This window comes from Streptomyces sp. NRRL B-24572, assembly GCF_002156145.1.
GTDB classification, from domain to species: domain Bacteria; phylum Actinomycetota; class Actinomycetes; order Streptomycetales; family Streptomycetaceae; genus Streptomyces; species Streptomyces vietnamensis.
The window spans coordinates 1-12,376 of sequence record NZ_MWIG01000011.1; the positions used below are offsets into that span (position 1 = coordinate 1).

The window sequence follows — 12,376 nt, forward strand, 5'->3', positions numbered from 1 at the left end:
AAGCACTCGCCCCGGCCGAAGGCCGCGACGGCCTCGCGGACGGCGGAGTCGTACAGCTCCGGGACCTCTTCGAGGGTGCGGGCGACCTTCAGACCGCGACCGCCACCACCGAAGGCGGCCTTGATCGCGATCGGCAGGCCGTGCTCCTCGGCGAAGGCCACGACCTCGTCGGCACCCGACACCGGGTCCGGCGTGCCCGCGACGAGCGGGGCGCCGGCGCGCTGCGCGATGTGACGGGCGGCGACCTTGTCACCCAGATCACGAATGGCCTGCGGCGGCGGACCGATCCACGTCAGACCCGCGTCCAGGACCGCCTGCGCGAACTCGGCGTTCTCGGAAAGGAAGCCGTAGCCGGGGTGTACGGCGTCCGCGCCCGAGTCCTTGGCGGCCTGCAGCACCTTGGCCATGTCCAGGTAGCTGGTCGCCGGGGTGTCACCGCCCAGAGCGAACGCCTCGTCAGCCGCCCGGACGTGCAGGGCATCCCGATCCGGATCGGCGTACACGGCCACGCTGCCGATACCCGCGTCCCGGCACGCCCGGGCCACACGGACAGCGATTTCGCCACGGTTGGCGATGAGCACCTTGCGCACGATGGCTCCCTCCTTGAAACAAGCTGAGTTTAGGGACTGCCGACACGGCCTTTCGACCCGTCCCCAGTGGTGAGCTTGCCCACACGGAGCGTGACCACGGGCCCGCTCGGGTCGTGAATTCCCTTGTCGCACCAAGGTACGCAGGGTTCCTTGACGGCACAGTAGCTCCGAGGTGTGGCGCAGGTCTCTGTTCATGGGACCAGGGGCCATTCGGGTTTCTTTGTGGAGTCCCTACGAATGGCTCAACGATTCTTTGCCCCGCCGCCGCCCCGCCCTCCGCCGTCGCCCGCCGTGCGCGAACTCTTGTCCGAGGGTTTACCGGTCAGTAGCCTGCGTGCTGTCGACCGTACTGCCGGTAACAGGCGAATCCAGGGGGTGGCCGAGGTGGCCCGCAGACCGATAGCCCTCGTGACGGCCGCCGTGCTCTTCCTCGAAGCGCCGGGCATCGTCGCGATCAACGCCGTCATGGCGGGCTTCGTGGAGGCCCAGTCGATGTCCCTCGACGGCATGGACCCCGACGCGATGGTCGCCGGCACCTGGGGGCTCGGCATCGGCTCCGGCGTCGCCCTCGTCCTCTGCGCCCTCGTCGCCCTCGTCGCGGGCGTCCGCGACCGCCGCCCCGGCCGCTTCGGCCGCGGCCTCCTCATCGGCTGCGCGGTCGTCCACGGCCTCCTCGGCGCGGTCGCCGTCGGCCTCCTCGGCTGGCCCGCCTTCGCCTTCCTGGTGACCGTGCTCGGACTCGTCGTCCTCACCCTGGTGGCGTACGGCGAGGAGCGCGGGAAGGGCGCCGACGCCCCCGAAGAGGCGCCGGCCGCCGCCTGAGGGATCAGGCCCAGAGGTCGGTGATCTCGACGTCCAGCTTGCGCAGGAGCCGGCGCAGCAGCGGCAGGGACAGGCCGATCACGTTGCCCGGGTCCCCGTCGATGCCGTCGATGAACGGCGCCGAGCGGCCGTCCAGGGTGAACGCGCCCGCCACGTGCAGCGGTTCGCCGCTCGCCACGTACGCGGCGATCTCCTCGTCCGTCGGCTCGCCGAAGCGGACCACGGTGGAGGCCGTCGCCGACTCGTAGCGCTTGGCGGCCGTGTCGTACACGCAGTGGCCGGTCTGCAGGACGCCGACGCGGCCGCGCATCGACTTCCAGCGGGCGGTGGCCTCCTCGGCGTCGGCCGGCTTGCCGAGGGCCTGCTTGTCGAGCTCCAGGACCGAGTCGCAGCCGATGACGAGCGCGCCGAACACCTCGGGCTTGGCGGCCACATGGGCGGCCTTCGCCTCCGCGAGGGCGAGCGCGAGTTCGGCCGGGGTCGGGGCGTGGACCTTGTCCTCGTCGACGCCGCTCACGATCACCTCGGGAGCGAGTCCGGCCTGCCGGAGCAGACCGAGCCGGGCGGGGGAGGCGGAGGCGAGCACGACACGGCGCGGATCAGCAGTCATGGGGGCAGCGTAATCGGGTCGGTCCCCCGCCGGTGCTTCTCGGCGTGTGCCCCCCGGTGGTTCTCAGCGCGTGCCCGTCAGGAGTACGGCCAGGACCGCGGCCACGGCGAGCAGCACCCCCGTACGGCTGATCAGCGCCTGCATCTCGCGGAGGAACTTCGGCGGCTTGTTCTCCGGGTCCGACCACAGCATGCCTCCGATCCTGCTGGCGGGGCGGCCGGTGCGCCTGAGTACGGATACTCAGGCGCCCCTGTGCGAAAGGACTATTCGCGGACTCCGGCGGGCGCGAACACCCCGTCCCGTGCCGCCACGAGCGCCGCCGTCACCGCCCGTTCCGCGACGGCCGCGTCGAGCTCCTCGCGGGTGACGGCGAAGCGGTAGTAGAGCGGGGCGGAGACGGCGCGGAGGAGTTCGGCGGGGTCCGTGCCCGCCGGGATCTCGCCGCGCGCCGCGCCCCTGGTGACGACCGGGGCCCATTCGGCGAGCCGGGTCCGGTAGAAGTCGGCGAGGGCGCGGGCGCACTCCTCGTCGCAGGCCGCCGCGGCGATGACCGCGCGGAAGACGGCACCCATCCGGGGGTCCACGAGGGTGGCCCGGACGAGTTCGGCGTTGGCCCGCAGGTCGCCCGCGAGGGTGCCGGTGTCGGAGGCGGGCAGCGACTGCTCGGCCATGTCGTGCAGGAGGTCGGTGACCAGGCCGACGGGGGAGCCCCAGCGGCGGTACACGGTGGTCTTGCCGACGCCGGCGCCCGCGGCGATCCGGTCCATGTTCAGGGCGTGGAAGCCGGTGTCGGCGAGGGCGTCCAGGGTGGCGTCGAGGACCGCCCTGCGGACCTTCGCGGTGCGGCCGCCGGGACGCGTGGTGCCGGGCACGGCCGGCCGGCTCTCAGTCAAACGGGTCTCCTGTTCCATTAACGCCTTCGACTCTGCTACGGTACGGGACATCTTAACGGAACCATTTTCCCATTAAGGGGTCCGTGCATGGTTGCCCTCGATCTCCCCGCCACCTCGCCCGCCCGGCCCGACCGGATGACCGGCCGGATGCGGCTCGTCCTCGTCGTCCTCCTCCTCGCCCAGTTCATGCTGGCCGTCGACTTCTCGATCCTGAACGTCGCCCTGCCCGTCATCGGCCAGGGACTCGGCTTCACCCTCGGCGGCCTCCAGTGGATCGCCACCGCCTTCGCCCTCGCCGCCGCCGGATTCACCCTCCTCTTCGGGCGTGTCGCCGACCTGGTCGGCCGCCGACGCCTCTTCCTCGCCGGCATGGCCGTCCTCGGGATCTCCTCCCTCGTCGGCGGCCTCGCCACCGGACCCGAGATGCTCATGGCCGCCCGCGTCGCCCAGGGCCTCGCCACCGCCGCCGTCACCCCCGCCGGGCTCTCCCTGCTCACCTCCTCCTTCCCCGAGGGCCCGCTGCGCGCCAAGGCGCTCGGCCTGAACGGCGCCCTCATGTCCGCGGGCTTCACCACCGGCGCGATCCTCGGCGGCGTCCTCACCGACCTGCTCTCCTGGCGCTGGGCCTTCCTCGTCAACGTGCCGGTCGCCCTCGCCGTCCTCCTCGTCGCCCCCGCCGTCATCCAGGAGAGCCGCCCGGCCGACCGCCCCCGCCTCGACGTGCCCGGCGCGATCACCGTCACGGGCGGCCTCCTCGCCCTCGTCTACGGCCTCACTCGCACCGGCGAGCACGGCTTGAGCGACCCCACCGCGCTCACCGCCCTCGCCGCCGGCGCCGCGCTCCTCGTCGCCTTCGTCCTCGTCGAACGCCGGGCCGCCTCGCCCCTCGTCCCGATCCGCGTCCTGAAGCGCCGCACCGTCGTCTGGGGCAACCTCGCCGGGCTCGTCGCCTTCGTCACCGAGACCTCCCTGGTCTTCCTGATGACCCTCTACCTGCAGGACGTCCTGGGCTTCTCCCCGCTCGCCGCCGGACTCTCCTTCGGCGTCCTCGGCGCCGGCACGGTCCTCGGCGGAGTGGCCGCCTCCCGCTTCATCGGCCGCTTCGGCGCCCGTACCGCCCTCGTCTCCGGCGGCCTCCTCCAGGCCCTCGCCACCCTCGCCCTGTACGGACTCGGCGACGACCCCGGCAGCCTCGCGCTGCTGCTCGCCGCGACCTTCGCCGGCGGCGTCGGCAACATGCTCGCGATCGTCGGCTTCATGGTCACCGCCACCTCGGGCCTCCCCGACGGCGAGCAGGGCATGGCGACCGGGCTCGCGACCATGACCCAGCAGATCGGCATCACCATGGGCACCCCGGTCATGAGCGCCGTCGTCGTCACCGCGCCCGTGCTCCTCGACGGCATCGGCCTGGCGGTCCTCGTCAACGCCGCGATCGTCGCCGCCGGAGCCGTACTGTCGGGCCTCTTCCTCCGCCGTACGTGAGAAGCGGCCCGGGCATGCGAAAGGCCGGATCCCCCGCACAAGGGATCCGGCCTTTCACCGTGCGACGACTACACGGGCCAGTACGACCGTGCCCAGGCCCGCGGGCCCGGCCGCTGCCGTACCGCCCGTGCGATACGGGAGGGGTCCGACCACCCCTCCGGTACCGCCGGGCCGCCCGCCTCGGCGGACGCCGCCGCCGTGGCCGCGGCCCGGGCTTGAACCACCGCCAGTGCGGCGGCCAACTCCTCCGGAGTCGGGTTGCCTCGTACGACCTTGATCATGTCGGCTCCTTGAGGGTCCGGGCGGGGCTAGAGCGGGATGTTGCCGTGCTTCTTCGGAGGCAGGGATTCCCGCTTCGTACGGAGCTGACGCAGACCCTTCACGATCTGCGGGCGCGTGTCCGACGGCAGGATCACCCCGTCGATGTAGCCGCGCTCGGCCGCGATGTACGGGTTGAGCAGGGCGTCCTCGTACTCCTGCATCAGCCGCGCCCGCTCGGCCTCCTGGTCCTCCGCATCGGCGATCGTCCGGCGGTGCAGGATGTTGACCGCACCCTGCGCGCCCATGACCGCGATCTGCGCCGTCGGCCACGCCAGGTTCAGGTCGGCGCCCAGGTGCTTGGAGCCCATGACGTCGTACGCACCGCCGAAGGCCTTGCGGGTGATGACCGTGATCAGCGGGACCGTCGCCTCGGCGTACGCGTAGATCAGCTTCGCGCCGCGCCGGATGATGCCGCCGTACTCCTGGTCGACACCGGGCAGGAAGCCGGGGACGTCGACGAACGTCAGCACCGGGATGTTGAAGGCGTCGCACGTACGGACGAAACGCGCCGCCTTCTCCGAGGCGTTGATGTCCAGGCAGCCGGCGAACTGCATCGGCTGGTTCGCGACCACGCCGACCGGGAAGCCCTCGACGCGGCCGAAGCCGGTCACGATGTTCGGCGCGAACAGCGCCTGCGTCTCCAGGAACTCGCCGTCGTCGAGGACGTGCTCGATGACCTTGTGCATGTCGTACGGCTGGTTCGCCGAGTCCGGGATCAGCGTGTCGAGCTCGCGGTCCTCGTCCGTCACCTCGGTCTCCGCGACCTCCGGGAAGGCCGGCGGCTCCGAGAGGTTGTTCGACGGCAGGTACGAGAGCAGCGACTTCACGTACTCGATCGCGTCCTTCTCGTCACCGGACATGTGATGCGCCACGCCCGAGGTCGAGTTGTGCGTCCGGGCGCCGCCCAGCTCCTCGAAGCCCACGTCCTCACCGGTGACGGTCTTGATGACGTCGGGACCGGTGATGAACATGTGCGAGGTCTGATCGACCATCACCGTGAAGTCGGTGATCGCGGGGGAGTACACCGCACCGCCCGCGCACGGGCCGACGATCAGCGAGATCTGCGGGATCACGCCCGACGCGTGCGTGTTCCGCCGGAAGATCTCGCCGTACATCCCGAGCGCGCTCACGCCCTCCTGGATGCGCGCGCCGCCGGAGTCGTTGATGCCGACGACCGGGCAGCCCGTCTTCAGCGCGAAGTCCATCACCTTGATGATCTTCTGGCCGTACGTCTCGCCGAGCGCCCCGCCGAAGACCGTGAAGTCCTGCGAGAACACGGCGACCGGACGGCCGTCCACCGTGCCGTAGCCGGTGACGACACCGTCTCCGTACGGCCGGTTCTTCTCCAGGCCGAAGTTGGTCGAGCGGTGGCGGGCCAGCTCGTCCAGCTCCACGAACGAGCCCTCGTCGAGGAGGAGGGCGATCCGCTCGCGCGCGGTCAGCTTGCCCTTGGCGTGCTGCTTCTCCACCGCGCGCTCCGAGCCGGCGTGCGTGGCCTCGTCGATACGGCGCTTGAGGTCCGCGATCTTGCCCGCGGTCGTGTGAATGTCGATCTCGTACTGCTCTGCCGGCTCGGACATCGGGATGCGGCTCCCTGCCTGGTCACGGGGGGTTCGTTGACTACGAATGGGCTACTACTGGCCTACTGACCCGTAGCGTATCGACGGCGATAGGGTTCGGCACTGCGGTCTTTGCCACACCTACTCTGGCTTGCATGACGTCCTCTCAAGGCTCCGGCGGACCCTGGTCCGACCTCGACCGGCCCCCGCTGAACGCCCCCGCGCTGCGCCGCGCGCTCGTTCTCCCCGACGGACTGTGGACCTCGTTCGACGTGGTCACCACCACCGGCTCCACCAACAGCGACCTCGCCGCCCGGGCCGACGAACTGCCCGAAGGCGCGGTGCTCGTCGCCGAGGAGCAGACCTCGGGCCGTGGCCGCCTCGACCGCACCTGGACCGCGCCCGCCCGCTCCGGGCTCTTCCTCTCCGTCCTCCTCAAGCCGGACGTGCCCGTCCACCGCTGGGGCTGGCTCCCGCTCCTCACCGGCGTGGCCGCCGCCACCGGCCTCGCGAAGGCCGCCGGCGTCGACACCTCACTCAAGTGGCCCAACGACCTCCTGGTTTCCGTCGCGGGCGAGGAACGCAAGACCGGCGGCATCCTCGCCGAGCGGGCCGGCGCCGACGCCATCGTCGTCGGCCTCGGCATCAACGTCAGCCTCCGCGAGGACGAACTGCCCGTCCCGGCGGCCGGCTCCCTCCTCCTCGCCGGCGCGGTCTCCACCGACCGCGACACCCTCCTGCGGGCCGTCCTGCGCTCCCTCGCGCAGTGGTACGGCGACTGGGTACGGGCCGACGGCGACCCCGCCGCCTCCGGCCTCCAGGCGGCCTACGCGGCCGGCTGCGCCACCCTCGGCCGCCGCGTCCGCGCCGAACTCCCCGGCGAACGCATGCTGGAGGGGGAGGCCGTCGCCCTGGACGGAGACGGCCGCCTGGTCGTCGCCACGGAGGGCGGCGGCACGGAAGCGGTGGGAGCGGGCGACATCGTCCACCTGCGGACGTAGGCGCGGGCACGCGCTCCGCCCCGGTGTGGGCAATCGTTCCGCAAGGCGAGGGGGTCCCCCTGCTCGAGCGAAGCCGAGAGCTCGGGGAGGGTGGGCACACCCCACCCGCGCGCCGCACCCTCCGGTTCGTCCGCCCCGAGCGCCCGCGCGCCCGGTGGACGGCACGACTCCGGGGCCGGTGGCCGCGCGCCCGCGCACGGGGCGGCCCGCACGGCCGCCGCGGCACCGCGCAGGGGTGAGCCAGCACACACCTGCCGTATCGTTGACCGGGATCGATGGCGACAGATCGGCAGGACACGTGGGCAGCGGCAGGGAACGGGCAGGAGGCGGCCGGTGACCGTCGACGACGCGAACGCGGGCGGCGGGACCGAGCCGCCCGAGGCGCCCACGTACCCCACCCCCCACCACGAGGTCGACCACACGGCCGAGCCGAGCCACGACCCCCTGGCCATCCGCCTGGAACAGCTCATCCTCGGCGCCGACCGCCGCTACACCCCCTTCCAGGCCGCCCGCACCGCCGGCGTCTCCATGGAGCTCGCCTCCCGCTTCTGGCGCGCCATGGGCTTCGCCGACATCGGCCAGGCCAAGGCGCTCACCGAGGCCGACGTCCTCGCCCTGCGGCGGCTCGCCGGCCTCGTGGAGGCGGGGCTGCTCAGCGAGCCGATGGCCGTGCAGGTGGCCCGTTCCACCGGACAGACCACCGCGCGCCTCGCCGAGTGGCAGATCGACTCCTTCCTGGAGGGCCTGACCGAGCCGCCCGAGCCCGGCATGACCCGCACCGAGGTCACGTACCCGCTGGTCGAGCTGCTCCTGCCCGAGCTGGAGGAGTTCCTGGTCTACGTCTGGCGCCGGCAGCTCGCCGCCGCCACGGGCAGGGTCGTGCAGGCCGCCGACGACGAGGAGATGGTCGACCGGCGGCTGGCCGTGGGCTTCGCGGACCTCGTCGGCTTCACCCGGCTCACCCGCCGCCTGGAGGAGGAGGAGCTCGGCGAGCTCGTCGAGGCCTTCGAGACGACCTGCGCCGACCTCGTCGCCGCGCACGGCGGCCGGCTCATCAAGACCCTCGGCGACGAGGTGCTGTACTGCGCCGACGACCCCGGCACGGCCGCCGAGATCGCGCTGCGGCTGATCGAGACCCTCGGCCACGACGAGACGATGCCCGCGCTGCGCGTCGGCATCGCCTTCGGCACCGTGACGACCCGGATGGGCGACGTCTTCGGCACCACCGTGAACCTGGCCAGCCGCCTCACCTCGATAGCCCCGAAGGACGCCGTCCTCGTCGACGACGCCTTCGCGGAGGAGCTGACCCGCACCGGCGAGGCGCCCGTCTCGGAGACGGAGGCGGCCGAGGAGGCGGCCCGCGCCGAGAAGGAGGGCCGGCAGCCGGTCACGTACCGCTTCGCGCTCCAGCCGACGTACCAGCGCTCGGTCCGGGGCGTCGGCGTCGTCGAACCCTGGCTCCTGAGCCGCCGTCCCACTTAGGATCTCCCGGTGAACGCCCGTTAACACCCGTTGACGGGCCTGAACCGGGAGGGTGTGCGGTCATGTCCGAGCAGCGCTTTGGTGAGTTCGTGGTGGTCCGGAAGGACGGTCACGTCGCGGAGCTGGTCCTCGACCGGCCCAAGGCCATGAACGCGGTCTCCTCCGAGATGGCCCGCTCCATCGGCGCCGCCTGCGACGCCCTCGCCGCCGACCCCGAGGTCCGCGTCACCGTCCTGACCTCCTCGAACGACCGCGCCTTCTGCGTCGGCGCCGACCTGAAGGAGCGCAACTCCTTCACCGACGCCGAGCTCGTCCGCCAGCGCCCGACCGCCCGCGCCTGCTACACCGGCGTCCTCGAGCTGCCGATGCCGACCGTCGCCGCCGTGCACGGCTTCGCCCTCGGCGGCGGCTTCGAGCTGGCGCTCGCCTGCGACGTCATCGTGGCCGACGCGACCGCCGTCGTCGGCCTCCCCGAGGTCTCCGTGGGCGTCATCCCCGGCGGCGGCGGTACGCAGCTGCTCCCGCGCCGGGTGGGTGCGGCGCGCGCCGCCGAGCTGGTCTTCACGGCCCGCCGGGTGGAGGCGGCCGAGGCCCGCGAGCTGGGCCTCGTCGACCTCCTGGAGGAGGACGCCCGGACGGCGGCCCTGGAGCTCGCCGGGCGGATCGCGGCGAACTCGCCGGTCGGCCTGCGCGCCGCGAAGAAGGCGATGCGGCTCGGTCAGGGCCTGGACCTGCGGGCGGGCCTCGAGGTCGAGGACGCGGCCTGGCGTTCGGTGGCCTTCTCGGGCGACCGGGCGGAGGGCGTGGCGGCCTTCAACGAGAAGCGGAAGCCGAACTGGCCGGGCGAGTGACCTGAGATTTCTACCGCTTTGTACCAAATGTGACTTACGGTGACGTCTCGGAAGGGAAAACGGATCAAACCTCCCTAAGCTGGAGGAATGGGTGAGGATGTGCGGCTGCGGGCCGTAGTGGCGCTGGCGCAGGCGATGGCGGCGGCGCACACTCCGCGCGAGTTCTGGCGGGCGGCGGCGCTCGGGGCCTGCGAGGGCCTCGACGGGAGCTTCGCCGCCCTGTCCGTCTGGGAGCGGGACCACGGCCGCCTCAAGGTCCTGGTGAACGCCGGGGACCGGGCCGTGGGCGAGGAGGAGTTCCCGGACTCGGAGACGTACCCCGTGCACCAGTTCCCGGAGATCACCGAGTTCCTGCACGAGCAGTGGGCGGGCGGCGGCGAGCCGGACGCCTGGGTGGAGACGGCCGCCGACCCCGTCCCGACCGGTCGGGTGACGGGTCTGCGGCGGCGGGGGCGCGGCTGCTGCGTGGTCGCCCCGATCGTGCTGCACGGGCGCGCGTGGGGGGAGCTGTACGTGGCCCGCCCACCGGCGGAGAAACCTTTCACCCGTGCGGACGCGGATTTCGCGACCGTCCTGGCGGCGGTCGTCGCCGCCGGCATCGCCCAGGCCGAGCGTCTGGAGGAGGTCCGCAAGCTGGCCTTCACCGACCCCCTGACCGGCCTGGCCAACCGGCGGGCCGTCGACACCCGCCTGGACGAGGCCATCGAGCGCTACCGGGCGGACGGCTCCGTGGTCAGTCTGATGGTCTGCGACCTGAACGGCCTCAAGCGGGTCAACGACACCCACGGCCACGCCGTGGGCGACCGCCTCCTCGAACGCTTCGGCTCGGTCCTCTCCCGCTGCGGCGCCATGCTCCCCGGCGCCCTCGCGGCCCGTCTGGGCGGCGACGAGTTCTGCCTGCTCACCGTCGGCCCGGCGGCGGACGAGGTCGTCGCGGTCGCCGAGGAGCTGTGCGTACGGGCGGCGGAGCTGGAGCTCGGCGAGGGCGTGGCCTGCGGGGTCGCGTCCACCGGCGACCCCATCGGGCCGCTCAGGTCGGCCCGCCGCCTCTTCCGGCTCGCCGACGCCGCCCAGTACCAGGCGAAGGCCGACCGCTCGTCGAAGCCCGTCGTCGCGGGCCGTGACGGCACGGTCATCCGCCTCGCCGACGCACCCCCGGGGGCCAGGGACCGCCGCCGCTTCCGCGACGCGCCGACGACGGGCCCCCTGCCGGTGGAGCCGCCGGCCGGGGAGTCGACGGGGGACTCGTCGGCGTAAGGGGTCGTCCCCTGCGGGGACAGTGACGAAATCCCCTAGTGACACGCAGGTCTTCAATCCGTAGGGTGCTGAATATGGATATGCAGACAGTCGTCCTCGGCACGTCCGGCACGACCCCGCAGGACGTCATCGACGTCGCCCGCCACGGCGCCCGCGTCGAGCTGTCGACCGAGGCGGTGGCCGCCCTGGCCGCCGCGCGGGAGATCGTGGACGCCCTCGCCGCCAAGCCCGAGCCCGTCTACGGGGTCTCCACCGGATTCGGCGCGCTCGCCACCCGGCACATCAGCCACGAGCTCCGCGCCCAGCTCCAGCGCAACATCGTCCGCTCGCACGCCGCCGGCATGGGCCCGCGCGTCGAGCGCGAGGTCGTGCGCGCCCTGATGTTCCTCCGCCTCAAGACCGTCGCCTCCGGGCACACCGGCGTCCGCCCCGAGGTCGCCCAGACCATGGCCGACGTCCTCAACGCCGGCATCACCCCCGTCGTCCACGAGTACGGCTCCCTCGGCTGCTCCGGCGACCTCGCCCCGCTCTCCCACTGCGCCCTCGCGCTCATGGGCGAGGGCGACGCCGAAGGCCCCGACGGCGTGGTCAAGCCCGCGGGCGAGCTCCTCGCCGCCGCCGGCATCGCCCCCGTCGAGCTCAAGGAGAAGGAGGGCCTCGCCCTCCTCAACGGCACCGACGGCATGCTCGGCATGCTGATCATGGCCCTCGCCGACCTCGACACCCTCTACAAGTCGGCCGACATCACCGCCGCGCTCTCCCTCGAAGCCCTCCTCGGCACCGAGAAGGTCCTCGAACCCGAGCTGCACGCCATCCGCCCGCACCCCGGCCAGGCCGCCTCCGCCGCCAACATGCTGGCCGTCCTCAAGGGCTCCGGCCTCACCGGCCACGCCCAGGCCGGCGAGGCCCCCCGCGTCCAGGACGCCTACTCGGTGCGCTGCGCCCCGCAGGTCGCCGGCGCCGGCCGCGACACCATGGCCCACGCCCTCCTCGTCGCCGAGCGCGAGCTCGCCGCCGCCGTCGACAACCCCGTCGTCCTGCCCGACGGCCGGGTCGCCTCCAACGGCAACTTCCACGGCGCCCCCGTCGCGTACGTCCTCGACTTCCTCGCGATCGCCGCCGCCGACCTCGGCTCCATCGCCGAGCGCCGCACCGACCGGCTCCTCGACAAGAACCGCTCGCACGGCCTCCCGTCGTTCCTCGCCGACGACGCCGGCGTCGACTCGGGCCTGATGATCGCCCAGTACACGCAGGCCGCCCTGGTCAGCGAGACGAAGCGGCTCGCCGTCCCGGCCTCCGCCGACTCCATCCCGTCCTCCGCGATGCAGGAGGACCACGTCTCCATGGGCTGGTCCGCCGCCCGCAAGCTGCGCACCGCGATCGGCAACCTCAACCGGATCCTCGCGGTCGAGCTGTACGCCGCCACCCGGGGCATCGAGCTCCGCGAGGGCCTCACCCCGGCACCCGCCTCGCAGGCCGCCATCCAGGCCCTGCGCGCGGCCGGCGTC

At 72.8% G+C, this 12,376-nt stretch carries 13 protein-coding genes; 7 read left to right on the plus strand and 6 right to left on the minus strand.

Annotated features, from left to right (window positions below; genetic code table 11):
• The coding region (locus CCN56_RS00710; RefSeq protein WP_306300574.1) for a biotin carboxylase N-terminal domain-containing protein at positions 1-590 on the minus strand (590 nt) is incomplete at its 3' end.
• A 384-nt stretch (positions 591-974) separates the two neighbouring features.
• Here CCN56_RS00710 and CCN56_RS00715 point away from each other — a divergent pair.
• Complete coding sequence (locus CCN56_RS00715) at positions 975-1,412, plus strand: hypothetical protein (RefSeq protein WP_256961623.1); 438 nt, start codon at positions 975-977, stop codon at positions 1,410-1,412.
• A 4-nt stretch (positions 1,413-1,416) separates the two neighbouring features.
• On the opposite strand, the gene CCN56_RS00720 is transcribed toward CCN56_RS00715, so the two are convergent.
• From CCN56_RS00720 to CCN56_RS00730, 3 genes are all read right to left on the minus strand, one after another.
• Positions 1,417-2,022, minus strand: a complete 606-nt coding sequence (locus tag CCN56_RS00720; protein ID WP_086822149.1) for a nucleoside triphosphate pyrophosphatase — start codon at positions 2,020-2,022, stop codon at positions 1,417-1,419.
• Positions 2,023-2,085: 63 nt separating this feature from the next.
• Entirely contained in the window at positions 2,086-2,214 is a 129-nt protein-coding gene (mmpB, locus tag CCN56_RS44090) for a morphogenic membrane protein MmpB (RefSeq protein WP_086822151.1), read from the minus strand.
• Between the two features lie 71 nt (positions 2,215-2,285).
• Positions 2,286-2,933, minus strand: coding sequence for a TetR/AcrR family transcriptional regulator (locus tag CCN56_RS00730; RefSeq protein ID WP_086822153.1), 648 nt, complete (start codon positions 2,931-2,933; stop codon positions 2,286-2,288).
• Positions 2,934-3,002: 69 nt separating this feature from the next.
• Here CCN56_RS00730 and CCN56_RS00735 point away from each other — a divergent pair, with 69 nt between their 5' ends.
• Entirely contained in the window at positions 3,003-4,397 is a 1,395-nt protein-coding gene (locus tag CCN56_RS00735) for an MFS transporter (protein WP_086822156.1), read from the plus strand.
• 68 nt (positions 4,398-4,465) lie between these two features.
• Here the strand turns inward: CCN56_RS00735 and CCN56_RS00740 are convergent, their stop codons facing one another.
• Positions 4,466-4,678 carry an acyl-CoA carboxylase epsilon subunit gene (locus CCN56_RS00740; protein WP_030687388.1) on the minus strand — a complete coding sequence of 71 codons (213 nt, stop codon included), beginning with the start codon at positions 4,676-4,678 and terminating at the stop codon, positions 4,466-4,468.
• A 27-nt stretch (positions 4,679-4,705) separates the two neighbouring features.
• Positions 4,706-6,298 (minus strand): acyl-CoA carboxylase subunit beta, encoded by a 1,593-nt coding sequence (locus CCN56_RS00745; protein ID WP_041130935.1) that lies wholly within the window; start codon positions 6,296-6,298, stop codon positions 4,706-4,708.
• 134 nt (positions 6,299-6,432) lie between these two features.
• On the opposite strand from CCN56_RS00745, the gene CCN56_RS00750 reads away from it, so the two are divergent.
• From CCN56_RS00750 to hutH, 5 genes are all read left to right on the plus strand, one after another.
• Positions 6,433-7,278, plus strand: a complete 846-nt coding sequence (locus tag CCN56_RS00750) for a biotin--[acetyl-CoA-carboxylase] ligase (protein WP_086822158.1) — start codon at positions 6,433-6,435, stop codon at positions 7,276-7,278.
• A 333-nt stretch (positions 7,279-7,611) separates the two neighbouring features.
• Positions 7,612-8,760, plus strand: a complete 1,149-nt coding sequence (locus CCN56_RS00755) for an adenylate/guanylate cyclase domain-containing protein (protein WP_086822161.1) — start codon at positions 7,612-7,614, stop codon at positions 8,758-8,760.
• Between the two features lie 62 nt (positions 8,761-8,822).
• Positions 8,823-9,611, plus strand: a complete 789-nt coding sequence (locus tag CCN56_RS00760; protein WP_041130938.1) for an enoyl-CoA hydratase/isomerase family protein — start codon at positions 8,823-8,825, stop codon at positions 9,609-9,611.
• Positions 9,612-9,698: 87 nt separating this feature from the next.
• The gene (locus tag CCN56_RS00765) at positions 9,699-10,868 is read left to right on the plus strand and encodes a sensor domain-containing diguanylate cyclase (protein ID WP_086822164.1); all 1,170 of its coding nucleotides are present in this window, start codon (positions 9,699-9,701) and stop codon (positions 10,866-10,868) included.
• Between the two features lie 80 nt (positions 10,869-10,948).
• Positions 10,949-12,376, plus strand: a 1,428-nt coding sequence (gene hutH / locus CCN56_RS00770) for a histidine ammonia-lyase (protein ID WP_086822166.1), incomplete at its 3' end; no start/stop codon positions are given.